Raw genomic sequence first — 24,987 nt, 5'->3', positions numbered from 1 at the left:
GCCAGAGAGATCCCATCATGAGCAGCACCTCCGCCCGGCCCGCTTCGTCCGCCTCCGAAGTGACGACGGGGCTTGCGCTGATGTTTCTTTCGGTGATGTTCTCGCCGCTCATCGACATCTTCGCCAAGCTTGCCGTCGTCACCGTCCCCTCCGCCGAGATCACCGCCGGCCGCTTCCTCGTGCAGGCGCTCTGCATGCTGCCGATCGTGCTATGGCGACGCAGCTTTACCGATTTCTCGTGGCGCCAGAGCCTGTTCCACGCCATCCGCGGCTTCGTCATCACCGTCTCGATGATCTCTTTCGTCACCACGCTGAAATATATGGCGGTCGCCGACGCGATCGCGATCTTCTTTATCGAGCCGATCATCGTGACGATCCTCGGCGGCATTTTCCTCGAGGAGACGATCGGCTGGCGGCGCTATACCGCCTGCGGCGTCGGCTTCTTCGGGGCGATGCTGATCATCCAGCCCAGTTTCGAGGAGGTCGGCTCCATCGCGCTCCTGCCTGTCGTCAGCGCGCTCTGCATTGCGATCTTCGTGTTGATGACCCGCGTCCTCTCGCACCGGGAGGACCCCTGGTCGATGCAGTTCCAGATGGGCATCTGGGGCTTGCTCTTCTGCGCTTTCCTGCTTTTTGTCGGCGAAGGAAGCGGCTCCGATCTCTTCGATCCCGTCATGCCTGCAGGCAGCGCCTGGTTCTACGTGGCCGGCGTCGGCGCCATGGCCGCGATCGCCGGCATCCTCGGCGTCTATGCCTTTCGTGCGGCACCGGCGTCGACGCTGGCGCCGCTGCAATATTTCGAGATCGTTTCGGCAACGATCTTCGCCTGGCTTGTTTTCGGCGATTTTCCGGATGCGATCAAATGGCTCGGCATCACGATCATTATGGCGTCGGGCTTCTACATCCTCTGGCGCGAGCGCCGCTTTGCTTCAAAGCCGGTATCCGATACATCTGAGGTGACGCTGGCGCCGTAGACACCGACGGGAGGAACATGACCGAGACCGCGACGAACATGCCGCCGCTTGCCGGCATCCGGGTGATCGAGCTTGCCCGCGTGCTCGCCGGCCCCTGGGCGGGCCAGATGCTTGCCGATCTCGGCGCCGACGTCATCAAGGTGGAAAATCCCGACGGTGGCGACGACACCCGCCAATGGGGACCGCCCTTCGTCGAAGGTGCCGACGGCGAAAATCTCTCGGCCGCCTATTACCACGCCGCCAATCGCGGCAAGCGCTCAATCACCGCCGACCTCAAGAGCTCTGAGGGCCAGGATCTCGTTCGTCGCCTCACAGCCACAGCCGATGTAGTGATCGAGAATTTCAAGGTCGGAGGCCTCGTCAAATACGGGCTCGATTACGACAGCCTGCGCAAGCAGAACCCGAGGCTCGTCTATTGCTCGATCACCGGCTTCGGCCAGACCGGCCCCTATGCCGGCCTCGCCGGCTACGATTACATCGTCCAGGGCATGTCCGGCTTCATGTCGATAACAGGCGAGCCGGACGGCCAACCGATGAAGGCGGGCGTGGCGATCGCCGACATCTTCACCGGCATCTATGCCGTCTCGGCGATCGAGGCCGCCCTGATCCATGCCCTGAAAACCGGACAAGGCCAGTTGATCGACATGGCCCTGCTCGACGTGCAATCGGCCGTCCTCGCCAATCAGAACATGAATTACCTCATCTCCGGCGCCGCACCGACCCGCCTCGGCAACGCCCATCCGAACATCTCGCCCTATGAGGTCGTACCGACGGCCGACGGTTATCTCATCCTGGCCGTCGGCAATGACGGCCAGTTCCGCCGCCTCTCTGCCATCCTCGGCCTGGAGACGATCGCGGATGACGAGCGTTTCTCCACCAACAAGGCCCGCGTCGCCAACCGCGGCGAGGTGCGCCGCCTGATCTCCACCGAGACGCTGAAATGGCAGAAGGCGGATCTCCTGAAGGCCTGCGAGCAGAACGCGGTTCCATCGGGCGCGATCAACACGATCGAGGAAATGTTCGCCGACCCGCAAGTGAAGGCTCGCGGTCTGCGCATCGACCTTGCCGATGCCGCCGGCACCGTCATCCCCGGGGTCAGGACGCCGGTGGGGCTGTCGGAAACACCATTGCGCTACGTCAGGCCGAGCCCGCGTCTCGGCGAACACAGGGAAGAAATTCTGGCGGAACTCGCCGAGCTTGAGAGGAAGACATCGTCATGAAGAAGGTATCATTATGAAACAAACGGGCGGGGAACTGATCGTCGAGGCGCTGAAGGCGAACGGTGTCAAACGCCTCTCCTGCGTGCCCGGCGAGAGTTTCCTCGCCGTGCTCGACGCCTTGCGTGACAGCGATATCGACGTCCTCGTCTGCCGGCAGGAAGGCGGGGCGGCGATGATGGCGGATTGCTGGGGCAGGCTCACCGGCGAACCCGGCATCTGCATGGTGACCCGCGGCCCCGGCGCCACCAACGCCTCCGCCGGCCTGCATATATCAAGGCAGGATTCGATCCCGATGATCCTCTTCATCGGCCAGGTGCAGCGTGATGCACGTGAGCGCGAGGCCTTCCAGGAGGTCGAATTCCGCCGCGCCTTCACCGAATTCGCCAAATGGGTGGGTGAAATCGACGATGCCGCCCGAATTCCCGAATTCGTCACCCGCGCCTTTGCGATCGCAACCTCCGGCCGTCCCGGCCCCGTGGTGCTGACGCTGCCGGAAGACATGCTGCGCGACGAGGTCGAGGCGCCCCTCGCCAGGCGTTATGCCAACGTCGAGGCGCATCCCGGCCCCAGCCAGATCGACGATCTCTATCTGCGTCTGCTCAAAGCTGAGCGACCGGTGGTGATCCTCGGCGGCACGCGCTGGGATGCCGATGCCGTCGCCGATTTTGCAATCTTCGCCGAGCGTTTCCAATTGCCGGTCGGCTGCTCCTTCCGCCGGCAGATGCTGTTCGATCACCTTCATCCCTGCTATGCCGGCGATGTCGGCATCGGCATCAATCCGGCGCTCGCCAAGGAGATCAAGGAGAGCGACCTGGTGATCCTGCTCGGCGCCCGCATGTCGGAAATGCCCTCGTCGTCCTACACGCTGATCGACATCCCCTACCCCCAGCAATCGCTGGTCCACGTCTATCCCGATGCGTCCGAACTCGGCCGTATCTATCGCCCGGATCTGGCGATCTGCGCGGCACCGGCCGATTTCGTCGCTGCACTTACCGATCTGAAAGCGCCGACCGAGCCGCACTGGGCGGAGCGCACGGAGCGCATGCACCAAGCCTATCTCGCCTGGTCGAAGCCGCCAGCGATAGGTCCTGGCGCTGTCCATATGGGACCGATCATGGAGTGGCTGGAGGCGAATACCAGGCAGGACGCAATCTTCACCAACGGCGCCGGCAACTATGCCACCTGGCTGCATCGCTTCCATCGTTTCCGCCGCTTCAACACCCAGGCCGCGCCCACCTCCGGCTCGATGGGTTACGGGTTGCCCGCCGCGGTGGCCGCCAAGCGGCTTTTTCCCGAGCGTGAGGTCATCTGTTTTGCCGGCGACGGCTGTTTCCTGATGCATGGCCAGGAATTCGCCACCGCCATCCGCTACGGTCTGCCGATCATCGCAATCGTCGTCAACAACGGCATGTACGGCACGATCCGCATGCATCAGGAGCGCGAATATCCCGGCCGCGTCAGCAGCACCGATCTCACCAACCCCGACTTCGCGGCCCTTGCCCGCGCCTATGGCGGCCACGGCGAGACGGTGGAAAGCACGGAGGAATTCGCCCCGGCTTTCGAGCGCGCGCGAAGAAGCGGCAAACCGGCGATCATCGAGGTGAAGCTCGATCCGGAAGCGATCACACCGACCAGAACGCTTTCGGAAATCGCGCAAACAAAAAGCCGGTAAGGGCGCCCCACCGGCTTTGAGAGACGGAACTGCGGCGAACTTAGTCGAGCGCAGCCGTAACGATGAACTCGACCTTGTATTTCGGCGCGGCGAGCTTGGCTTCGCTGGTGGCGCGTGCCGGCGGATTGGCCGGATCGATCCAGGCTTCCCAGGCTGCGTTCATCTCGCCGAAATAAGCGATGTCGGAAAGATAGACGAGGGTCTGCAGGATCTTCGACTTGTTGCTGCCGGCGGCCGCCAGCAGACGGTCGACTTCGGCGAGCGCAGACTTGCACTGATCGGTGACGCTTTCGCCCTCACCCACCTGGCCTGCGAGGTAGACCGTGTTGCCGTGAATGACGGCGCCGCTCATGCGCGCGCCGACGTCGATACGCTTAATGCTCATTATCGTCTCCTGCATCAATGAAAGGTGCCGGCGCTGAGGTTCAACGCCGGAAGTAGGAGCCCGGAAAGGGCGGTTAATTGCGGATATGCTGAGTTTTCTGATAGATCGCCGTCGAGCGCGCGCCCGAGCGGCAATAGCCAAGCATTGGCCGCGGGAATTCGTCGAGCGCGTCGACCATGCCCTGCACTGCCTCTTCGGTCACGCCCATCGGTCCAACCGGCACATGAGCGATGTCGAGTCCGAGCTCTTTGGCACGCGCCTCGATGACGGAAAACGACGCCTGGTCGTGGCTTTCATGGTCGGGGCGATGGCAGACGATCGATTTGAAGCCCAACGCCTTGATCTCATCGAGGTCCTCAAGCGTGATCTGTCCCGAAACCGAATATTCATCGTCGATCTGGCGAATATCCATCGTCTTGTCTCCTCAAAGATCGTGGGCTGAAGGTCTACGACGGGAGGCCCGCAAGCGTCAACAACACTTCACTCACAGGAAGGCAAAGGTCAGCGCATAGCTGCGGCTTTCGCCCGGGGCGAGCATGTTGAATTCACCGGCCGCATGAAGCTCGTCGCGCAATACCCAGCGATGCGACACCGGCTCGATGCCGATAATATGAGCGGGCGCCTTCTGGTTCCGCCAAACCTGCAGATAAGGCAGCGTATCGGCGCGGAAGCGCACGTTGAGCGTCCTGCCGCCAATTGCGGCGATCGGCCCGAGCCGGACTTCCGCCGAGCCCTCCTCCGTCGCCGTCGCCGGCACACAGAAGATGCCGCCGGGCTCCTCGCCGAATGTCCAGGGGAAGCCGCCATTCTCCAGCATCCGGCCTTCGAGCCGCGTGCCGTCGTCCAGCCATTTGCCGCCGACATTCATATGGTACATCAGGAAGGTCGGCACCGCCTGATCGCTGGTATTGATAACCCGGTCTTCGAGCCGCACCTCGCCGTTCGCGCCGTCGATCCGCCACAGCCGCTCGATGCGCTGCGGCAGTCCCTCGACCGTGGTAATGTCGATATCGGCGCGGCATTCGGCATTGCCATTCTCGTGTTTCGTCCACAGGATCTTGGCGGCGTGGCCGGAGGCCGATCCGTGCAGCGGATAGACCTTGCCGTCGGCACGGCCGGCGATCGGCTGGCGATGGCGGATATGGTCCGGGCCGCAGGTGAAGAGGAAACCTTCGAGCGAGTGATCGATTCGCGGATCGCCATCGTCCGGAATGGCACGCTTTGGCGCAATATCGACGCCGTCGACAATGCATCCGCCGATATCGAGCACCGATGTTTCATCCAGCATCAGGCGCGGCCCGCTTGCAGCGGCAAATTCGATCATCTCGGTCTCCTCAAGGTTAGCGGCCGCCGTAGCGTTAGAGCTTTTCCGGGTTAGATTGCAGCATTCTGTTGGCTCAAACGGTCGGATGGTCGACCGGCCGGCGCGCGTCGTAGCCAAGCTCTACGGCCAAGCCGGCCGGTCGATCAGCCGCCCTGTTTCAGCCAACCCTCCCGCAAATTTGGCTGGCAAATCTGCAAGACTTTGGAATCGCCGGACGCACATCGCTACGCCACGGCGAAGCGGTGCGGCCGGTGGGCCGGGCATGTTTCCGCCAGGATCAGAGGCGATCGGCTCGGACGTACCTTGGGGTATGCCCTTCGCCAATCGCCTTTGCCCTGACGAAAACCTGCTCCGGCAGAATGCCGCAGTCTAACCCGGAAAAGCTCTAAGTTTCGCGCCCTCTTTCGTCAATCGCGCCGTTCTCCTCTTGCGCTTTTGCCGCAACCGTGGATTTTGCGGAACGGACACAAGGATGCAAACGTTTATGAGTAAAAGGAAATCTTAGGGATTTTCATATTTTGTTCAGCACGCTTTCATAAATTCCACACTAGCGTCAAAATTCGCGGGTGTGTGTCGGCCCAGTCACTGTTCGAGGTGTGAGACGTGAATCGCTTTTTGAAGTCGGCATTTTCGCTTGCGGCCGTGCTGGCAGCCGTTGCGGCTGCAGCACCGCAGGCCGGCGCGCAGCAGTTTCGTGACCGTCGCCAGAGCGATGTCGTGCTGGTCACGCCGAACGGCGAAATCCTCGATTATGTCCCGCGCGGCTTTGCCTATGCCCGCGACCGCAGCGGCAACCGCGTGCTGATCGACGCCTACGGCAACGTCGTCGCCACCGAAATGCGCGCCCGCGGCTACTATCCACCACGGCCCGGCCCGCGCGAGGTTTATACCGACCAGGGTGGCAACGATCCCTATTATGCCGACGACAATTCCTATGGCGATACGCGTTATTCCGAACGCGGCGCCGTCACCGGTGGCATTCCGCGCGACGCTGCAATCGAGCGCCTGCCGCTCGGCGAGGAGCCCTATCCGAACGACAACAGCATTGGCAATCCGCAATCGGGCGACGATTACGCTTCGATCGATCCCGATCAGCAGATCCCGCCCGCCGATGCGCCGAAGGCAGCACCCGACGAGCCCGTGATCACGCTGAAGAACAAATCGAAGCCCGAGATCGTCGCGCTGCAGGTCTTCCTCGACCGCGCCGGCATCTCTCCCGGCGTCATCGACGGGCACATGGGCTCGAACGTCACCAAGGGCATTTATGCTTACGACCAGATGACGGGGTCAAAGCTCGACCCCAACGACACCGATGCCATTCTGGAAGAGCTGCGCATGAACGGCGGCCTGCCCGTCGTCAGCTATACGATCACGCCGGCCGATGCCGCCGGCCCCTTCGTCGCGGAGATCCCGGAAGATTATTCGCATAAGGCGCTGCTGCCGTCGCTCGCCTATACCTCGACCACTGAAATGCTGGCCGAGCGTTTCCATATGGACGAGGCCTTCCTCAAGGAGATGAATCCCGGCGCCGATTTCAGTGTTCCCGGCACGGTGATCAAGGTCGTCAATCCCGGCGAGATGAAGACCGGCGAGGTCGCCCGCATCATCGCCGACAAGGGGCGCAAACAGGTTTTCGCCTATGACGGCGCCGGCAATCTTATCGCCGCCTACCCGGCTTCGATCGGCTCAACCGACACCCCCTCCCCGTCCGGCACGGTGACGGTCGAGCGCGTCGCGTTCAATCCCGGTTATACCTACAACCCGAAGATCAACTTTCAGCAGGGCGCCAACGACAAGATCCTCAACATTCCCCCAGGCCCGAACGGCCCGGTCGGCACCGTCTGGATGGCGCTTTCCAGGCCGACTTACGGCATCCACGGCACGCCGGAGCCCTCCAAGATCGGCCGCACCCAGAGCCACGGCTGCATTCGCCTGACCAACTGGGATGCAACCGAGCTTGCGAAAATGGTCAAGCCCGGTGTGACGGTCGAGTTCGTCGACTGAGCCAAAGCCAAACTGGTCACCAACGATAAGGCCGCCGGATCGCCCCGACGGCCTTTCTGTTTCAATGCTTGGGTATTCAGGCCGCCGTCGCCATGCGAGCCGAGGCTGTCAACCGAACAGGCACCTTGCGCATGATTTCCTGGGCGAAACAGGCGGCGTTCTCACGCGCCTTGTCGAGATTGCTGACGCGCGTGGGGTCCATGGTCTGCAGCGTGCCGCCACAGTCGAAGATGTCGCGGAAGGCCGAACGTTCGATAATCGCCGTGTCCAGCACCGGCACGTGCCGCTCGCTGAGCAGCGACTTGACGAGTTGCAGCGCCCGGGTCGTCACCATCGAGCTGACGCGGGTCAGCACCACCGAATGGCCGATCTTGATGCCTGCCTTCTCGTCCAGATACTGCAGCAGTTCGAGCACCTGCGCGCCGCCGCGCGCATCCATGGCACAGCCCTGGATCGGGATCAGTACATGGTCGGAAAGACCGACGGCGGTGGCAAGCAGCGGATTGCGCGCGCCCGGCAGGTCGACGATGAAATAGTCGGTATTATGCTTGTTTTCGCTGATATGCTGCGGCAGCGAGGCGGTCGTCACGAAATCGATCACTGAAATATTAGGCACGTGCCCCGATATCTCGTGCCAACGTGAAATCCAATGCTGCGGATCGGCATCCAGAATGGTCACGCGATAGCCCTGACGGGCAAGCTCGGTCGCGAGCAAGAGAACAGCGGTCGTCTTGCCGGCGCCGCCCTTGGTATTTGCGAATGTAATGACTGGCATGTTCGGTCCTCGGAGGAAATGGCGCGAGCCGGCATCGCTCTTGTGCGCACTGTCGGAGCATCGTGCGGTTAACCCATCCTTTACAATCATGGTTAACAAATTGCGAACGCGCGCGGCGAAATTGCAGGCGGTATTTTTCACATCCCTAAAATTCAGGATGCCTCCAAAATGAAAAAGCCCGGAAGCAAGAGCTTTCCGGGCCGATCTGCAGGTCCAGCTGATCTTATCAGAAGCAGTCCCTGAAAAGCGCCTTGGTGTTTTCGAGCGTCATGGCAACCGGATTGCCCCCGGCGCTCGGATCTTCGATCGCCATGGCCGACAATTCGTCGATGCGGTCGGGCGCGATTCCCATTGCCGTCAGCGTATCCGGCACACCGAGATCGGAACGGAGCTTCAGCACATAATCGTAGAAGCCGTCGAAACCGCCCGAAATGCCGAGATAGGCGGCCGCCCGGCCGATCTTCTCCTCGATGACAGCGCGGTTGAAGCGCAGCACCGCCGGCATGACAACCGCATTGGTCATGCCGTGATGGGTGTTGTAGACCGCGCCGATCGGGTGCGACAGCGCATGGATGGCGCCGAGCCCCTTCTGGAAAGCGACCGCGCCCATGGCGGCGGCGGCCATCATGTTGGCGCGGGCTTCGAGATCGGTCCCTTCTCTATAGGCGCGCGGCAGGAATTCCTTGACGAGGCGCATGCCTTCGAGCGCGATGCCGGCCGACATCGGGTGATAGAAGGGCGAGGAATAGGCCTCCAGGCAATGGGCGAAGGCATCCATGCCGGTGCCGGCGGTGATGATCTTCGGCATGCCGACCGTCAGTTCCGGATCGGAGATGACGACGCCTGGCAGGAACTTCGGATGGAAGATGATCTTCTTCACATGTGTGACGGAATTGGTGATGACGCTGGCGCGCCCGACTTCCGAGCCGGTGCCGGCCGTCGTCGGCACGGCGACGATCGGGGCGATGCCTTCGAGGCTCGCGCGTGTCCACCAGTCGCCGATATCCTCGAAATCCCAGACTGGCCGGCTCTGGCCGGCCATGAAGGCGACGCACTTGCCGAGATCGAGACCGGAGCCGCCGCCAAAGGCGACGACACCGTCATGGCCGCCATCCTTGAAAGCCTTGACGCCGGCCTCGAGGTTCTTCTCGTTCGGGTTCGGATCGACATCGGCAAATATCGCCCGGCCGAGACCGGCATCTTCGAGGATATCGAGCGCGTTCTTGGTGATCGCCATCGAGGCGAGGCCTCGGTCGGTGACGAGCAGCGGCTTTTTGATGCCAAGGCTCTTGCAGGCGTCGGCCAGTTCCTTGATGCGGCCCCGGCCGAGCTTGACCGATGTCGGATAGCTCCAGTTTGCAGTGATGTTGCTGCTCATGCTGTGACTTTCTTCAGGTGGAAGGATTTCGGGCGAGTCAGATTCTGGAAACCGATGATCGAGAGCGAACCGCCGCGGCCGGTCTCCTTGACACCGGTCCAGCAGAGCGCCGGATCGAGATAGTCGGCGCGGTTCATGAAGACGGTGCCGGTTTCGATCTCGCGGCCAAGCCGCGCCGCCCGCTCGGCATCCTTGGTCCATAGCGAAGCGGTCAGCCCGTACTGGCTGTCGTTCATCAAGGCCAGTGCCTCTTCGTCGCTCTTCACCTTCATGATGCCGACCGCCGGGCCGAAGGTCTCCTCGCGCATGAAGGCCATGGAATGGTCGACATCGACGAGGACCTGCGGCGCGAGATAGGCGCCGCCGTCATCCTGTGGGAAAAGCTTGGGGTCGACAAGCGCCTTGGCGCCCTTGGAAACCGCATCGGCGATCTGCTCGCGCACGACCTTGGCGAAGCGCTTGTTCGCCATCGGCCCGAGCGAAGTCTCAGGATCGAGCGGATTGCCGAGCTTGTAGTTCGACACCCAGGCGACCGATTTCTCGACGAAGGCATCGTAAAGAGACTCATGCACATAGATGCGCTCGATGCCGCAGCAGCACTGGCCGGAATTATAGGTCGCGCCGTCCATCAACGTGTCGACGGCCGCATCGAGATCGGCGTCTTCCATGACGTAGCCCGGATCCTTGCCGCCGAGTTCGAGGCCGAGGCCCGTGAAGGTGCCGGCGGCGGCCTGCTCCATCGACCGCCCGCCTTCGACCGATCCGGTAAAGTTGACGAAATTGAAGCTGCCGGCGGCAATCAGCGCCGAGGTCGTCTCATGGTCGAGGAAGACGTTCTGGAACACATCCTCGGGAACACCGGCCTCGATAAAGGCCTGCACCAGCCGTTCGCCGACGAGCAATGTCTGCGAGGCATGTTTCAGCACCACCGTATTGCCGGCCATCAGCGCCGGCGCGATCGTGTTGATCGCCGTCATATAGGGGTAGTTCCAGGGTGCAACGACGAAGACGACGCCATGCGCTTCGCGTTCGATACGGCGCTCGAAACGGTCGCTCTCCTCGACGACAACAGGTGCCAGCGCACCCGCCGCAATCGACGCGACATAATTGGAGCGCTCGTTGAAGCCCTTGTATTCACCGCCGTATTTGATCGGCCGGCCCATCTGCCAGGCAAGCTCCGGCACGACGACGTCGGACATTTCGTTCAGCCGTGCGGCGCCTTTCAGGACAAGCTGGACACGCTCTTCAAGCGGTCGCCTCGCCCAGGCCTTCTGCGCCTTGCGGGCGCGCGCCACCACGTCCTTGGCGGCGTCGAGCGAAAGTGCCGGGCGCTCCGCGTAAACCGATCCGTCGACCGGTGAAATGCATTGGATCATTGCCATGATCGATTTCCTGTCCTCGTATTCATCAAAAATTGAGTGAGGCCGCAGCCCCTCATCCGCCTGCCGGCACCTTCTCCCCGCTTACGGGGAGAAGGGATATGCAGCACCGTTTTCCTCAACCGCCAGCCCCGCAAGGGCACGTCCCCTCCCCGTTTCTACGGGGGGAGGGTTAGGGTGAGGAGCAATCCCGCGAAATCCGTATTAAGCTCTTTCGAAACCCCGCGCCACTTCCCAATCGGTGATGCGGCGATCGTATTCTTCCTGCTCCCATTCGGCAGCACGGGTGTAATGGTCGATGACGTCGTCGCCGAAGGCTTTGCGCAGCATCGCCGATTCCGTCATTTCAGTCGTTGCCGCGCGCAGCGTGCGCGGAATTTCGCGAATGTCCTTGCCGCCATAGGCGTCACCGACGAACGGAGCTTCGAGCTCCAGCTTGTTCTCGATGCCGTCGATACCGGCGGCAAGCAGCGCGGCGAAGGCGAGATAAGGATTGAGATCGGAGCCTCCGACGCGGCATTCGATACGGATTCCCTTGGTCTCCTCGCCGCAGAGGCGGTAGCCGGCAGTGCGGTTGTCCTTGCTCCAGATCGCCTTGGTCGGTGCGAAGGTGCCGGCCATGAAGCGCTTGTAGGAATTAATGTAGGGCGCCAGGAAATAGGTGATCTCGCTCGCATGGGCGAGAAGCCCGGCGATGTAATTGTGCATTAGCGGCGACATGCCGTATTTGCCGGTGTGATCGAAGAACAGCGGCTTTTCCTCGAGGCTCCAGAGCGACTGGTGGATATGCGAGGAGCTGCCGGCGGCATTGTAGTTCCACTTGGCGAGGAAGGTGATGGCCTTGCCCTTCGACCAGGCGATCTCCTTGCAGCCGTTTTTGATGATCGCATGCCGGTCGGCCATGGCGAGCGCGTCGGCATAGCGCACGTTGATCTCCTCCTGACCGGCGGAAGCCTCGCCCTTGGAGTTCTCGACCGGAATGCCGGCGCCCTGCAGCCCGGTGCGGATCGCCCGCATCACCTCTTCTTCCTTCGTGGTCTGGAAGATGTGGTAGTCCTCGTTGTAGGCGCTGGCGAGCTTCAGGTTGCGGTAACCCGAGGCATGCGCCGCCTCGTAGCTCTGGTCGAACAGAAAGAATTCCAGCTCGGAGGCCATATAGGCCTTCATGCCCATGTCTTCGAGGCGCTTCACCTGCTTCTTCAGGATCGCACGCGGCGAATGGGCGACTTCCTCATGCGTGTGATGGTCGAGCACGTCGCAGAGTACGAGCGCCGTGCCCTCGAGCCAGGGAATGCGGCGCAGCGTCGCAAGATCCGGCTTCATCGTATAATCGCCGTAACCCTTCTCCCAGCTCGTCGCCTTGTAGCCGGAGACGGTCTCCATCTCCATGTCGGTGGCTTGCAGGTAGTTGCAGCTGTGCGTTTCCTTCCAGGCGCTTTCGACAAAATATTCGGCCTGGAAGCGCTTGCCCATCAGCCGCCCCTGCATGTCCACCTGGCAGGCCAGAACGGTGTCGATGCGCCCTTCGGCAACATCCTTCCTGAGATCGTCGATTGTATAGCTGCTGCTCATGAGTGATCCGCCTGAAATTGGGATTGAAAAAATCGGGGCAACAAAATCGCATGCGCCCGGCCTAGTGTGGCGGCCCGATGCCTTTTCGTTGAACCGGTGATGGGGCCGCAGGAGCGGCCCCGCCATTTGAGAGGGAAGCCTCGTTGCTTAACGTTCGCCGCTTTCGCCGACGGCCGCTTCTGCCGCCGCGATTTCGGCCTGGCGCTTCGCCACTTCGGCGCCGATCGGCGGCCCCTTGAAGCGCCGGCTCTCGAAGCCGAACCAGACGATCGCCGTCAGCAAGAGGAACCCGACGGTAACGTAAAGCGCAGCACCGTTCGGCGGCTGGACTCCGAGAACGAAGATCAGGACCATCGCGATGATCGAGAGCACGGCAAAGAGCTTGAAGAGGCCTTCGCCGAGGTTCCACGGGCCCATCTTGTCCCACTTAGACGTACCCCAGGCGAAGAGGCCGAGCGTTATCGGGATCGCAAAGGAGAAGAACAGGAAGATGACCGTGCACGAAACTACGATCGTGTAAACCGGCGTATCGCCGATTTTCACGAAGTCGAGTGAGGTGAACCAAACGAACAGAACCGACAGGATCGATCCCGTCCAGATCGCGGCCACCGGAGTGCGGTATTGCGGGCTGACCTTCGACAGCGCCTTGGCGGCCGGAAGGCCACCGTCACGCGAGAAGGCGAAGATCATGCGCGAGACCGAGGTGACGGTCGCAAGGCCGCACAGCCACTGGCTGACGAAGATCGCTAGATAGAGGATGTCCTTGACGACGGGGTTTACCTGGCTGTCCATCGCCCAGAAGAACACATTCCAGCCCTGTTTGGCCGCGTCGTCCATGTTCGGCAGCATGAGCACAAAGGCGCACAGCATGATATAACCGAACAGCGCCGACCACAGGACCGAGGCGACCATGCCGCGCGGCACCGAATGGGCGGCCTTGACCGTCTCCTCCGACGTATGCGCCGAGGCGTCATAGCCGGTGATGGTGTAGATCGGCAACAACAGGCCGAGAAGGAAGACCCAGGCGCCCGAGGTCGACGGCCATACGCTACCGCCGACTTCGCCGGAATAGTTGGCGAACGTGAAGAGGCGGCCGAACTCATAGGAAGGGGCCGCGATAAGGCAGACGGCCGCCAGCGCGATCGAGGTTGCGAAGATCAGGTAGCCCGAGAAGTCCGTGAGCTTCGCGGTCAAGCCAATCCCCATGTGGTTTACCAGCGCCTGCGCGCCGGTAATTATGACGAGGAAAATGATCCGCACCGTGATCGTGTCCGTCAGCCCGAGATAAGTGGTGCCGAAGGAGCCCATGAAGAAGTAATAGGTACCGACGTTGATGGCGCCGAGAACGGTGACGAGACCGAGCAGATTGAACCAGGCTGTCAGCCAGCCGGTGAAGCGGTTGCCGAGGATCGAGCCCCAGTGATAGAGTCCGCCCGCCGTCGGATAGGCGGAGCTGATCTGCGCCATGGCGACGGCGAAAACGAGCGAGATGAAGCATCCCACGGGCCAGCCGATGCCGATCGCCGCTCCGCCGGCGCCCGAAGTCGCCTGCGCCAGCGAATTGATGCCGCCGGAGAGAATGCAGATGATGGAGAATGAGACGGCGAAATTCGAGAATGAGCTCATTCGCCGTTCGAGTTCCTGGGCATAGCCCATGGAATGCAGGATGTGCACATCCTGCTTCTTGTCCAGTTCGGTGTAGTCCGACATGACTTCCCCCTGTTGACGAACCGGCCGCGGGATTGCAGGCCGGTTCAGTGCCAATTGCCCGCGGCATTTTCGCCGTGCGGACGTCCGCAGATAAACTGCTCCCTCGGGTCTTTTTTTATTCAGGCTTCCAGGCTGCGCTGGAGAAGCCCTGTCAGATAGTCGGCCATGACCCTTTGGCCGCCATCGTCTGCGACGAGGTCGTTGCGGACCTCGATCATCACATTGCGCAAGCCGTTCGAAAGCCCGTGCAGGATCAGCGTGTGGGTCACGCCGTCCTCCGGCCCATAAGGCTGGTTGCGTTCAGTCCTGTAAAGCGGCGCTTCAGCAGCAGCATCCATCATGCGGTCGGCCAGCCGGCTATCTTCGTCGTGCAGTATGCCAAGTTCGACGGCGCGTTGCCGGCCGTGATAGACCGGCGTGAAGCTGTGCATCGTCACGACAATGCTGTCTTGCCCCCTCGCCCTGCGATCGCGGATCAGCTCGCGAATGGCGTCGTGAAATGGCACGTAGAGCGCATCGGTGCGCGCCAGGCGTTCTTCGGCGGTCAAATCTTTGTTGCCGGGAATGGCATAGATTTCGCTGGTCTCCGGCATGGCGCCCGGTGAACTCGGCGGCCGGTTGCAGTCGTAGATGAGTCGGGAGAAGCGCTGGTAGACGAGCGTTGCGTCGAGTGCTTGCGATATGGCGCGGGCAACGGCGAGCGCGCCGGGGTCCCACGCAATATGGCTCGACAGCGCTTCGCTCGGCAAACCGAGATCGCTGAAGCAGGCAGGAAGCGCATTGGAAGCGTGCTCGCAGACGAGCAACACCGGGCTCTGGCCGCCGACGCGCTCGATCCCGACGCAGTTGCCGTCCGCTTCGCTGAGGATTTTCGGCCGGGCCAGCACCAAAGGCGCCACTCCTATCCATTAATAAAATGTTATAAGAAAAGAATTCTTCAGGTTTCCATCACTGTCAAGCATCCTCTGAAAAATTCTTTTCATGACACCGGTTGACATGGATTATGACAGCGTTGTTAACTTTGGTTGGGAAAGTGGCGCTAGACCATCCCGGGGAGCAAGATTAGGTGACAGTTGCGTCAAAGACGGTTTCGGACGTCATACACTCGCATTTCGGGCTGTTGACGCGCGCCGAAAAACAATTGGCTGAAAGCCTTCTCGACAATTATCCGGTGTCCGGCCTCGGCAGTATTACCACCATCGCCGAGAATGCCGGCGTGTCCACGCCGACCGTCGTGCGCATGGTGCAAAAGCTCGGCTTCAAAGGCTATCCGGATTTTCAGGCGCACCTGCATCTGGAGGTCGAAGCGACGATCTCCAACCCAATTGCCAAGCATGATCGCTGGGCGCAGAATGCACCGGGAACCCATATCCTCAACCGTTTCGCCGATGCCATCATGGGCAATCTGCGCCAGACGCTGACCGATCTCGACACCGCGACCTTCGACAGCGTCGCCTCGCTGCTGTCGGACCGCAAGCGCGGCCTCTACTTCGTCGGCGGCCGCATCACCGGCGCCCTTGCCGAATATTTCTTCACGCATATGCAGGTCATCCGGCCTGCCACGACGCTGCTGTCCTCCAATTCCAGCAGCTGGCCGCAATATGTCCTCAACATGAATGCCGGCGATATCCTGATCATCTTCGATATCCGCCGTTACGAACAGGAGATGGTGAGCCTGGCAACCGCCGCCCGAAAGCGCGGCGCCGAAATCGTCGTCTTCACCGACCAGTGGGGCTCGCCCGCCGCCAAGCTGGCCAGGCATGCCTTCCGTGTGCGGATCGAGGCGCCCTCAGCCTGGGATTCGTCCGTCGTTACTCTTTTCATCGTCGAGGCGCTGATCGAGGCCGTTCAGAATTCCACCTGGGATGAGACGAAGGAACGCATGAAGACCCTGGAGGGCTTGTTCGAGCAGACCACGCTTTTCCGCAAACTCGGTTAGGAGGACAAGACTAAAGGAGAGGAAAAACAATGACGGATTTGGCGGAAGTGAGCGATGCAGTCGCAATCGAAACATCTGTCGCAAGCGCCTGCTATCCCGGCAAAATTAACGTCATCCAACCGTCACACAAGCTTCATGTAAGCTGATTAACAGCATCGCCAGACACTGAAAACCCGAAGGAGAACAACAGTGATCTCTAATCTTTCTCGACTCCTGTCGCTTTCTACTGCGATGATCGTGGCTTCGACCGCGATTGCTGCCGCAGAACCGAGCGCTGAACTCATCGCCGCCGCCAAGAAGGAAGGCACGCTGACCACGATCGCCCTTCCGCATGACTGGTGCGGCTACGGCGACGTCATTGCCGGCTTCAAGGCCAAGTATGGTCTCGAAGTCAACGAACTGAACCCGGATGCCGGTTCGGGCGACGAAATCGAAGCCATCAAGGCCAACAAGGGCAACACCGGCCCGCAGGCTCCCGATGTCATCGACGTCGGCCTCTCCTTCGGCCCGTCCGCCAAGAAGGACGGCCTGATCCAGCCCTACAAGGTCTCCACCTGGGACTCGATCCCGGATTCCGCAAAAGATTCCGAAGGCTACTGGTACGGCGACTATTACGGCGTTCTCTCGTTCCTCGTGAACAAGGATCTCGTCAAGGAATCGCCGGCAGACTGGGCAGACCTGAAGAAGAGCGACTATGCAAACACCGTCGCACTCGCCGGCGACCCGCGCACGGCCAACCAGGCCGTCCAGGGCGTGTATGCCGCTGGCCTTTCCGCGTCCGGCGGTGATGCAGCCAAGGCAGGCGAAGAAGGCCTGAAGTTCTTCGCCGAACTCAACAAGGCCGGCAACTTCGTGCCGGTCGTCGGCAAGGCTGCCCCCTTCGCGCAGGGCTCCACGCCGATCATCGTCGCCTGGGACTACAACGCACTTTCGTGGGGTGAAAGCCTGAAGGGCAATCCTCCGTTCGAAGTCGTCGTTCCGAAGACCGGCGTCGTTGCCGGCGTCTATGTGCAGGCGATCTCCGCCTTCGCTCCGCACCCGAACGCTGCCAAGCTCTGGATGGAATACCTCTACTCCGACGAAGGTCAGCTCGGCTGGCTGAAGGGCTATTGCCACCCGATCCGCTTCAACGATCTTGCCAAGAACAACAAGATCCCGAAGGACCTGCTCGACAAGCTGCCGCCGGCAGCAGCCTATGAAAAGGCTGTCTTCCCGACGCTCGAAGAACAGGCTGCCGGCAAGGAAGCCATCACCAAGAACTGGGATTCCGTCGTCGGCGCAGCCGTCAAGTAATCTCCGATCCGGCCTCCCCGCCCAAAAGGCGGGGAGGCTTTCTCACTCCGACGCCCCAGGATGAGCTTTCCATGAGTACCGTTTCAACACCGATGGTAAGCAGCGCCCCCTTGATCAACAAAGACCGCGTGATCGACTGGCTGGGTATTGCACCCTTCATTATTTTTTCCCTGCTGTTCCTGATCATCCCCACGCTTTATCTCGTGGCCGGCGCGTTCCTGACGCCCGAGGGCGATTTCACGCTGAAGAATATCGGCGATCTCTTCACTCCATCCATTATCAGCGCCTACTGGATCAGTATTCGCGTGTCCGTCGCCTCCGCTCTCGGCGGCGCGCTGATCGGCTTCTTCCTCGCCTGGGCCGTCGTGCTCGGCGGCCTGCCCGCCTCGGTGCGCTCGACGCTTCTGACCTTCTCCGGCGTCGCCTCGAATTTCGCCGGCGTGCCGCTCGCCTTCGCCTTTCTCGCAACACTTGGCCGCACCGGGCTCGTGACGGTTTTCCTGCGGGAATGGTTCGGCTTCAATCTCTATGGCACAGGTTTCAACCTGCTGTCTTTCCTCGGCCTCACTATCACCTACATGTATTTCCAGATCCCGCTGATGGTGCTGATCCTGACGCCGGCGCTCGACGGCATGAAGAAGGAATGGCGCGAAGCATCGCAAATCCTCGGCGCCACCAACCGCCAATACTGGACGATGGTCGCCCTGCCGATCCTCTGGCCGAGCCTGCTCGGCACGACTTTGCTGCTCTTCGCCAACGCCTTCGGCGCCATCGCCACCGCCTTCGCGCTGACCGGCAGTTCGCTGAACATCGTGCCGATCCTGCTCTACGCGCAGATCCGCGGAGACGTTCTGCACAATGCCAACCTCGGTTACGCCATCGCTCTCGGCATGATTGTCATCACAGGCGTATCCAACATCCTTTATCTCATGCTGCGCATGCGCGCCGAGCGGTGGCAGAAATGAAAACACAACGTCTCGGAGCCTGGGCTGCCATCATTCTCGGCGCATCCTATTTCATCATCCCACTGATCGGCACCGTCGAATTTTCGCTGCGCATGCGCCGCGGCGAATACAGCCTCGACGCCTATCAGTCGGTTTTCTCGGACATTCAGTTCCGCGAGACCTTCGGCTATTCCATGCTGATGGCGTTGCTCACCATCGTCTTCGGCATGCTGCTCGTGGTGCCGACGGCCTATTGGGTGCGGCTGCGCCTGCCGCAGATGCGTCCGGTCGTCGAGTTCATCACGCTGCTGCCGCTCGTCATTCCGGCGATCGTCATTGTCTTTGGCTACCTCAGAATGTACAATTCGTCATCCTACTTGCCGCTGACGGGTTCGACGACAGGGACTAACGCCCTGCTGGTCTTCTCCTATATCACGCTGTCCCTGCCCTACATGTACCGCGCCGTCGATACCGCCATGCGCGCCATCGATGTCCGCACGCTGACGGAGGCGGCCGAAAGCCTCGGCGCCCGCTGGACGACCATCATGTTCCGCTGCATCTTCCCGAACGTGATGAGCGGCGTACTCTCCGGCGCCTTCATCACGCTGGCGATCGTCATGGGCGAATTCACCTTCGCCGCGCTGCTCAACCGCCCGGCCTTCGGTCCGTACCTGCAGCTCGTCGGCGCCAACAAGGCCTACGAGCCTTCGGCGCTCGCCGTCATCGCCTTCTCGATCACCTGGCTCAGCATGGGCCTGCTCAACCTCGTTTCCCGCTTCGGCAAAGCCCGCCCGGCAAAGGCTTAAGGTAACTGGCTCATGTCCTTTCTCGCACTGAACAACATTCAGAAATCCTTCGGCCCGGTCCAGGTCGTCAAGAACTTCAACATGAACATCGAGAAGGGTGAATTCGTCTCCTTCCTCGGACCGTCGGGCTGCGGCAAGACGACCGTTTTGCGCATGATCGCCGGCTTTGAAACACCGACCGGCGGCACGCTGACCATCAACGGCAAGGACCAGAGCTCGCTGAAGCCGAACCAGCGCAATATCGGCATGGTCTTCCAGGCCTACGCGTTGTTCCCGAACATGACGGTGCACGACAATGTCGCCTTCGGCCTCAAGGTCGCCGGCGCCGCCAAGCCCGAGATCGACGCCCGCGTCAAGGAAATGCTCGGCCTCATTAAGCTCGATCACCTTGCCGATCGCTTCCCTTACCAGATGTCGGGCGGCCAGCAGCAGCGCGTGGCGCTCGCCCGCGCGCTTGCCGTCAAGCCGCAGGTGCTGTTGCTCGACGAGCCGCTCTCCGCACTCGACGCCAAGATCCGCGTGTCGCTGCGCGAGGAAATCCGCCAGATCCAGCAACAGCTCGGCATCACCACTGTTTTCGTCACCCACGATCAGGAAGAGGCGCTGTCGATCTCCGATCGCATCGTCGTCATGAATGCCGGCAAGGCCGATCAGATCGGTTCGCCCTTCGAGATCTACAACACGCCAGCCACGCGCTTCGTCGCCTCCTTCGTCGGCACATTGAACCTCATTGAGGCCAAGGTCGTCGATCCCGATGCCAACCTCATCCAGATCGGCGATCAGAAGATCACGCTGAAGCAGTCGGTCGCAGCCAACAAGGCCGGCGAAACCATCTCGCTGGCGCTGCGCCCGGAAGCCGGCTCCCTCTCCGACAGCGCCAGAAGCGACACCGCGCTGACGGGCCAAGTCGTCTCGGCTCACTTCTTAGGCTCGGTCATCCGCACCCGAATGGATGTCGGCGGCAACGTCATCTCCTTCGACATGTTCAACAGCCCCGGCACCACGCCACCGCAGGCCGGCGAAACCGTGACGCTGCGCTTCATGGCAGCCGACCTGCTGATCATCCGCGACTGATCCGGAAACGCAACTCGTGCGAAAGGCGCCGCCGACGCAGCGCCTTTTTCATTTCAGGCCGCCCGAACTGTCAGAAAAGGTGATGCAGCCATCACGACAAAGCGCTTGAACTCTCCCAGCTTCGTGCCAGAAGTTGAATAAACCAAACGAGCCGGGCAGCCCGCGGCCCGGTATTTTGCGCGAGGGGATATTTCAATGATTACCTGCCACCTGCGCTATGTGATCGATCCATACAAGCTTGCCGAATTCGAGGAATATGCCCGGCTCTGGATTCCGATCGTCAATAGGATGGGCGGCACCCATCACGGTTATTTCCTGCCCTCTGAAGGCGCCAACAACATTGCCGTAGCATTGTTTTCCTTCTCAAGCCTTGCCACCTACGAGGACTACCGCACGCGCATGGCAAGCGATCCGGAATGTCAGGCGGCTTTCGAACTCGACAAGCGAAACCGCAGCATCGTCAGCTATGAGCGCAGCTTCATGCGGCCCGTCCTCGGCTGATCGAGCCCGCGCCGACTGGAAGCAAAAAGCCCCGCACGCTGGCGGGGCTATTCGTTCCGTCAACCGCTCAGCGGATCGCCCGGTCGTCGGCATCGAAGCGATGCACGCGCGCCTGGTCCGGCGTCGCATAGACGATTTCGTCGGGCTCATACTGGTGCTCGCCGAAGAGGCGCGCCGTCAGCAGGCCGCACTGGTCGGATTCCAGATAGATGATCGTGTCGGCGCCGAGATGCTCGACATGCACGACCTTCGCAGCCCAGCTCCCCTGCTCGCGCGACAGCGTCATGTGTTCGGGGCGCACCCCGATCATCTTGGCGCTGTGATCGCCGACCTTCTCGCCCGGGATGAAATTCATCTGAGGCGAGCCGATGAAACCGGCAACGAAGACGTTGGCCGGGCGATTATAGAGTTCCATCGGCGAGCCGATCTGTTCGATCGCGCCGGCATTCAACACGACGATCTTGTCGGCAAGCGTCATCGCCTCGACCTGGTCGTGGGTGACGTAGATCATCGTCGCCTTCAGGCTACGATGCAGCCGAGCGATTTCCAGGCGAGTCTGCACGCGTAGCGCCGCATCGAGGTTCGACAGCGGCTCATCGAACAGGAAGAGTTCCGGTTCGCGCACGATGGCGCGGCCGATCGCGACGCGCTGGCGCTGGCCGCCGGAAAGCTCTGCCGGCCGACGTGCGAGATAAGGTGCCAGCGATAGCATGCCGGACGCCTTGCCGACGCGTTTGTCGATCTCCTCTCTGGAGGTGCCGGCCTGCTTGAGGCCGAGGCCCATATTGTCCTTGACCGTCAGGTGCGGATAGAGCGCATAAGACTGGAACACCATGGCGATGCCGCGTTTGGCCGGCGGCGTCAGCGTTTCGTCGCGGCCGTTGATGACCACGGCGCCCGAGGTGACATCCTCAAGGCCCGCAATGCTGCGCAGCAGCGTCGATTTCCCACAGCCCGACGGCCCGACAAAGATGACGAATTCGCCGTCCCTGACTTCGAGGTCGATGCCTTTCAGCACCTCATGCGTGCCATAGGTCTTGCGGATGGATTTGAGTTGAAGTGATCCCACTGTCTTTCCCTTACAATCTGACCGGCTGGCCGGTGCGCACGCTCTCGTCGGCGGCAAGGCAGATGCGCAGTGACGCCACCGCATCCGCCATATGGCGGTCGAGGTTCAGATCCTCACGGATCGCCCTCAGCATGAAGGCCTGTTCCAGGTCGCAGAGCTCCTGATGACCGGGCTCACCCGTCATCCTCATGTCCTGGTCTGGCCGGATGAACTTGCCGTCCGGGCCGGTTTCGGCCGTATGCAGACGGATCACGGAGGTCTTGGTGTGCGTGTCGATATCGTCGGACTTGGCGTTTGGATCCATGACAATCGACACCGCCCCCTTCGGCGACATCACGTCCTTCACGAAGAAAGCGGTCTCCGAGATCATCGGCCCCCAGCCGGCCTCGTACCAGCCGACCGAACCGTCCTCGAAAAGCACCTGCAGCTGACCGTAATTATACATGTCGGCAGCGATCTCATCGGACAGGCGCAGCCCCATGCCGCGCACCTCGACGGCCTTGGCGTCGGTGATCTGGCACATCACGTCGACATAATGAACGCCGCAATCGACAATCGGCGAGGTCGTGCGCATCAGCGACTTGTGCGTCGCCCAGGTGGGGCCGCTGGACTGCTGGTTGAGGTTCATGCGGAAGACGTAAGGCGGGCCGAGCTTGCGCGCCTCCTCGATCAGCTTCGTCCAGGATGGGTGATGCCGCAGGATATAACCGATCACCAGCTTGCGCCCGGCCTTCTCAGCCGCCGCCACGACCCGCTCGGCATCGGCGACGGTGGTCGCCAGCGGCTTCTCCACGAAAACATGACAGCCCGCCTCGAAAGCGGCGACAGCGTAGTCGGCATGACTGTCGGAATAGGTGTTGATCGAGCAGAGATCCGGCTTCAGCTCCGCAAGCGCCGTCGCGAAGTCGGGGTGGACAGTATAGCCCTGCAGCGCGGGCTCCAGCTCCGGTGTCGAGCGGTTGACGAGACCGACGATCTCGAAGCCCGGATTGTTGTGATAGGCGAGCGCGTGGCTGCGGCCCATATTGCCGAGGCCGGCAACGAGGACGCGGATCGGTTTCTCCTGGCTCATTTGACGGCTCCCGACGTGATGCCGCGGATCAGCTGCCGCGAGAAGATGACGTAAAGGACGAGGATCGGCAGGATGGCGAGCGACAAGGCGGCCAGCACGGCGTTCCAATTGGTGACGAACTGACCGATGAAAATCTGCGAGCCGAGCGTCACTGTCTTGGTGCTTTCGGCAGGCGCCAGGATCAGCGGGAACCAGAGATCGTTCCAGATCGGGATCATCGTGAAGACGGCGACCGTCGCCATGGCCGGGCGCACCAGCGGTAGCACCAGGCGGAAGAAGATCGCATATTCCGAGAGCCCGTCGATGCGCCCGGCATTCTTCAGGTCGTCCGACACCGTGCGCATGAATTCCGACAGGATGAAGATCGCGAGCGGTATGCCCTGCGCGGTATAGACGAGGACGAGCGCCGTCAGCGTATTGACGAGGCCGGCCGCAACCATGCCCTGCAGGATCGCCACAGTGCCGAGACGGATCGGGATCATGATGCCGATCGCCATGTAGAGCCCGAGCAGCAGATTGCCGCGGAAACGGTATTCCGACAGCGCGAAGGCCGCCATGGCGCCGAAGAGCAGCACCAGCAGAATCGAAACAACAGTCACGATGAAGCTGTTCTGGAAATAGGTGGCGAAATCGCCCTGCCCGAGCACAGTCTGGTAGCCGACGAGGCTGAAGGTCGACGGCGTCGGGATCATCAGCGGTTCGCGGAAGATCGAGCTGCGATCCTTGAACGAATTGACGATGGTCAGGAACACCGGAAACAGCGCGACCAGGGTATAGGCGCCGAGCGCCAGGTGCACGAGGCCGGTGCGGATGGGAGATGTGCGTGCCTTGGACATGCGCGCTCCTCAGAACTGGTAGCGACGCATGCGCCGCTGGATGACGAAGAGATAAAGCGAGACGCCGGCGAGAATGATGAGGAACATCACGGTGGCGATCGTCGCACCCATCGAGCGGTCGCCGAGCTGCAGCTGGAAACCGAAGAAGGTGCGGTAGAGCAGCGTGCCGAGAATGTCGGTCGACATGTCAGGCCCGGCAAGCGCCCCCTGCACGGTGTAGATCAGGTCGAATGCGTTGAAATTGCCGACGAAGGTGAGGATAGAGATGATGCCGATCGCCGGCAGGATGAGCGGCAGCTTGATCTTCCAGAACTGCGCCCAGCCGGTGACGCCGTCGCATTCGGCAGCCTCGATCACCTCTTCGGGGATGCTGAGAAGCGCTGCATAGATCAGCATCATGGGAATGCCGATATATTGCCAGTTGGAGATCAGCGACACGGCGATCAGCGCCGAACCCGGCTTGCCGAGCCAAGGTGCGAACAGGAATTTCAGGCCGATGAGATCGAGCATCCAGGGCGCGACACCCCAGATCGGTGAAAGGATCAGCTTCCAGATGAAACCGACGATGACGAAGGAGAGCAGCGTCGGCAGGAACATCGCCGTGCGGTAGAAGGCGACACCGCGCAGCTTCGGCACCGAAAGCAGGGCTGCGAGCGCAATGCCGATCGGGTTCTGCACGCACATATGGATGGCGAAGAAGATCAGATTGTTGACGAGCGCGTTCCAGAAATCATGCGCCCAGCGCGGATCGCCGAACAGAACCTTGAAATTCGCAAGTCCGACAAAAGCTGATTGCCCGTCGACCGTGTTGTAAAGCGACAGCCTGAGCGTCTCGATGAGCGGCAGCACCATGACGGCGGAATAAACGATCACGGCGGGCAGCATGAAGACGAAGATGTGCCAGCGCACCGGGCGCTTGATCGGGACGATTTCGGCCGCGTTGTGGGTTTCGCTCATGGCTTTTGCCTTGTTGCTAGATAGATCTTGGAGCCGGGAAGCTGGATTTTTATGCACCGTCAGGGTGCTTCTTCGCTAAGGCGAACCGCCATGCCTCTGCGTG

The 24,987-nt window shown here is 61.4% G+C and carries 24 protein-coding genes; 11 read left to right on the top strand and 13 right to left on the bottom strand.

Annotated features, from left to right (window positions below; all coding sequences use genetic code 11):
- Positions 1-17 precede the first annotated feature (17 nt).
- The 3 genes from HJB91_RS02725 to HJB91_RS02715 are packed head-to-tail and all read left to right on the top strand — an operon-like array spanning position 18 to position 3,866.
- Positions 18-974 carry a DMT family transporter gene (locus HJB91_RS02725; protein ID WP_210630589.1) on the top strand — a complete coding sequence of 319 codons (957 nt, stop codon included), beginning with the start codon at positions 18-20 and terminating at the stop codon, positions 972-974.
- A gap of 17 nt (positions 975-991) precedes the next feature.
- A complete protein-coding gene (locus tag HJB91_RS02720) occupies positions 992-2,194 on the top strand; it encodes a CaiB/BaiF CoA-transferase family protein (protein WP_221122653.1) in 1,203 nt (400 codons plus the stop codon).
- A gap of 13 nt (positions 2,195-2,207) precedes the next feature.
- Positions 2,208-3,866, top strand: a complete 1,659-nt coding sequence (locus HJB91_RS02715) for a thiamine pyrophosphate-binding protein (protein WP_221122652.1) — start codon at positions 2,208-2,210, stop codon at positions 3,864-3,866.
- Positions 3,867-3,906: 40 nt separating this feature from the next.
- Here the strand turns inward: HJB91_RS02715 and HJB91_RS02710 are convergent, their stop codons facing one another.
- The 3 genes from HJB91_RS02710 to HJB91_RS02700 all read right to left on the bottom strand — a co-directional run bounded on the left by HJB91_RS02710 (position 3,907) and on the right by HJB91_RS02700 (position 5,575).
- Positions 3,907-4,251, bottom strand: a complete 345-nt coding sequence (locus HJB91_RS02710; RefSeq protein WP_097593761.1) for a RidA family protein — start codon at positions 4,249-4,251, stop codon at positions 3,907-3,909.
- A 73-nt stretch (positions 4,252-4,324) separates the two neighbouring features.
- On the bottom strand, positions 4,325-4,663 hold the full coding sequence (locus HJB91_RS02705) for a TIGR01244 family sulfur transferase (protein WP_221153416.1): 339 nt from the start codon (positions 4,661-4,663) through the stop codon (positions 4,325-4,327).
- Positions 4,664-4,735: 72 nt separating this feature from the next.
- The gene (locus HJB91_RS02700) at positions 4,736-5,575 is read right to left on the bottom strand and encodes a DUF4432 family protein (protein ID WP_221122651.1); all 840 of its coding nucleotides are present in this window, start codon (positions 5,573-5,575) and stop codon (positions 4,736-4,738) included.
- An 85-nt stretch (positions 5,576-5,660) separates the two neighbouring features.
- On the opposite strand from HJB91_RS02700, the gene HJB91_RS31215 reads away from it, so the two are divergent.
- Positions 5,661-5,948: a hypothetical protein gene (locus HJB91_RS31215; RefSeq protein ID WP_405047650.1), complete on the top strand. Its 288-nt coding sequence runs from the start codon at positions 5,661-5,663 to the stop codon at positions 5,946-5,948.
- Positions 5,949-6,178: 230 nt separating this feature from the next.
- Positions 6,179-7,579 carry a L,D-transpeptidase gene (locus HJB91_RS02695; RefSeq protein ID WP_221145591.1) on the top strand — a complete coding sequence of 467 codons (1,401 nt, stop codon included), beginning with the start codon at positions 6,179-6,181 and terminating at the stop codon, positions 7,577-7,579.
- A 76-nt stretch (positions 7,580-7,655) separates the two neighbouring features.
- On the opposite strand, the gene HJB91_RS02690 is transcribed toward HJB91_RS02695, so the two are convergent.
- From HJB91_RS02690 to HJB91_RS02665, 6 genes are all read right to left on the bottom strand, one after another.
- Entirely contained in the window at positions 7,656-8,354 is a 699-nt protein-coding gene (locus HJB91_RS02690) for a ParA family protein (protein WP_221102473.1), read from the bottom strand.
- A 226-nt stretch (positions 8,355-8,580) separates the two neighbouring features.
- Positions 8,581-9,732: an iron-containing alcohol dehydrogenase gene (locus tag HJB91_RS02685; protein WP_221153415.1), complete on the bottom strand. Its 1,152-nt coding sequence runs from the start codon at positions 9,730-9,732 to the stop codon at positions 8,581-8,583.
- Positions 9,729-11,114: an aldehyde dehydrogenase family protein gene (locus HJB91_RS02680; protein ID WP_221153414.1), complete on the bottom strand. Its 1,386-nt coding sequence runs from the start codon at positions 11,112-11,114 to the stop codon at positions 9,729-9,731. Before HJB91_RS02680 ends, HJB91_RS02685 begins: the two co-directional genes overlap by 4 nt.
- 201 nt (positions 11,115-11,315) lie before the next feature.
- Positions 11,316-12,683, bottom strand: coding sequence for a glutamine synthetase family protein (locus HJB91_RS02675; RefSeq protein WP_210630580.1), 1,368 nt, complete (start codon positions 12,681-12,683; stop codon positions 11,316-11,318).
- A 147-nt stretch (positions 12,684-12,830) separates the two neighbouring features.
- Positions 12,831-14,393: an amino acid permease gene (locus HJB91_RS02670; RefSeq protein WP_221153413.1), complete on the bottom strand. Its 1,563-nt coding sequence runs from the start codon at positions 14,391-14,393 to the stop codon at positions 12,831-12,833.
- A gap of 119 nt (positions 14,394-14,512) precedes the next feature.
- Positions 14,513-15,283 carry an N-formylglutamate amidohydrolase gene (locus HJB91_RS02665; RefSeq protein WP_221153412.1) on the bottom strand — a complete coding sequence of 257 codons (771 nt, stop codon included), beginning with the start codon at positions 15,281-15,283 and terminating at the stop codon, positions 14,513-14,515.
- A gap of 176 nt (positions 15,284-15,459) precedes the next feature.
- Between HJB91_RS02665 and HJB91_RS02660 the strand changes: the two genes are divergently transcribed.
- From HJB91_RS02660 to HJB91_RS02635, 6 genes are all read left to right on the top strand, one after another.
- Entirely contained in the window at positions 15,460-16,332 is an 873-nt protein-coding gene (locus tag HJB91_RS02660) for a MurR/RpiR family transcriptional regulator (protein WP_210630577.1), read from the top strand.
- A 189-nt stretch (positions 16,333-16,521) separates the two neighbouring features.
- The gene (locus HJB91_RS02655) at positions 16,522-17,625 is read left to right on the top strand and encodes an ABC transporter substrate-binding protein (RefSeq protein WP_210630576.1); all 1,104 of its coding nucleotides are present in this window, start codon (positions 16,522-16,524) and stop codon (positions 17,623-17,625) included.
- Positions 17,626-17,696: 71 nt separating this feature from the next.
- Positions 17,697-18,590, top strand: coding sequence for an ABC transporter permease subunit (locus HJB91_RS02650; RefSeq protein ID WP_184459279.1), 894 nt, complete (start codon positions 17,697-17,699; stop codon positions 18,588-18,590).
- Positions 18,587-19,375, top strand: coding sequence for an ABC transporter permease (locus HJB91_RS02645; protein WP_210630575.1), 789 nt, complete (start codon positions 18,587-18,589; stop codon positions 19,373-19,375). The genes HJB91_RS02650 and HJB91_RS02645 overlap by 4 nt, the downstream gene beginning before the upstream one ends.
- A 12-nt stretch (positions 19,376-19,387) precedes the next feature.
- The gene (locus HJB91_RS02640) at positions 19,388-20,449 is read left to right on the top strand and encodes an ABC transporter ATP-binding protein (protein ID WP_210630574.1); all 1,062 of its coding nucleotides are present in this window, start codon (positions 19,388-19,390) and stop codon (positions 20,447-20,449) included.
- Between the two features lie 195 nt (positions 20,450-20,644).
- Complete coding sequence (locus HJB91_RS02635; RefSeq protein WP_210630573.1) at positions 20,645-20,950, top strand: NIPSNAP family protein; 306 nt, start codon at positions 20,645-20,647, stop codon at positions 20,948-20,950.
- 67 nt (positions 20,951-21,017) lie between these two features.
- Here the strand turns inward: HJB91_RS02635 and HJB91_RS02630 are convergent, their stop codons facing one another.
- The 4 genes from HJB91_RS02630 to HJB91_RS02615 are packed head-to-tail and all read right to left on the bottom strand — an operon-like array spanning position 21,018 to position 24,884.
- Entirely contained in the window at positions 21,018-22,019 is a 1,002-nt protein-coding gene (locus HJB91_RS02630) for an ABC transporter ATP-binding protein (RefSeq protein WP_221153411.1), read from the bottom strand.
- Positions 22,020-22,029: 10 nt separating this feature from the next.
- Positions 22,030-23,091, bottom strand: a complete 1,062-nt coding sequence (locus tag HJB91_RS02625) for a Gfo/Idh/MocA family protein (protein ID WP_221153410.1) — start codon at positions 23,089-23,091, stop codon at positions 22,030-22,032.
- Positions 23,088-23,927, bottom strand: a complete 840-nt coding sequence (locus tag HJB91_RS02620) for a carbohydrate ABC transporter permease (RefSeq protein WP_221145599.1) — start codon at positions 23,925-23,927, stop codon at positions 23,088-23,090. The genes HJB91_RS02625 and HJB91_RS02620 overlap by 4 nt, the downstream gene beginning before the upstream one ends.
- Positions 23,928-23,936: 9 nt before the next feature.
- Positions 23,937-24,884 carry a carbohydrate ABC transporter permease gene (locus HJB91_RS02615; RefSeq protein ID WP_210630569.1) on the bottom strand — a complete coding sequence of 316 codons (948 nt, stop codon included), beginning with the start codon at positions 24,882-24,884 and terminating at the stop codon, positions 23,937-23,939.
- Positions 24,885-24,987 lie beyond the last annotated feature (103 nt).

The organism is Rhizobium sp. NLR10b (assembly GCF_019685435.1).
Taxonomy (GTDB): Bacteria; Pseudomonadota; Alphaproteobacteria; order Rhizobiales; family Rhizobiaceae; genus Rhizobium.
Note: the sequence above shows the minus strand (reverse complement) of the source record. Positions and strands in the feature narration are given on the sequence as shown.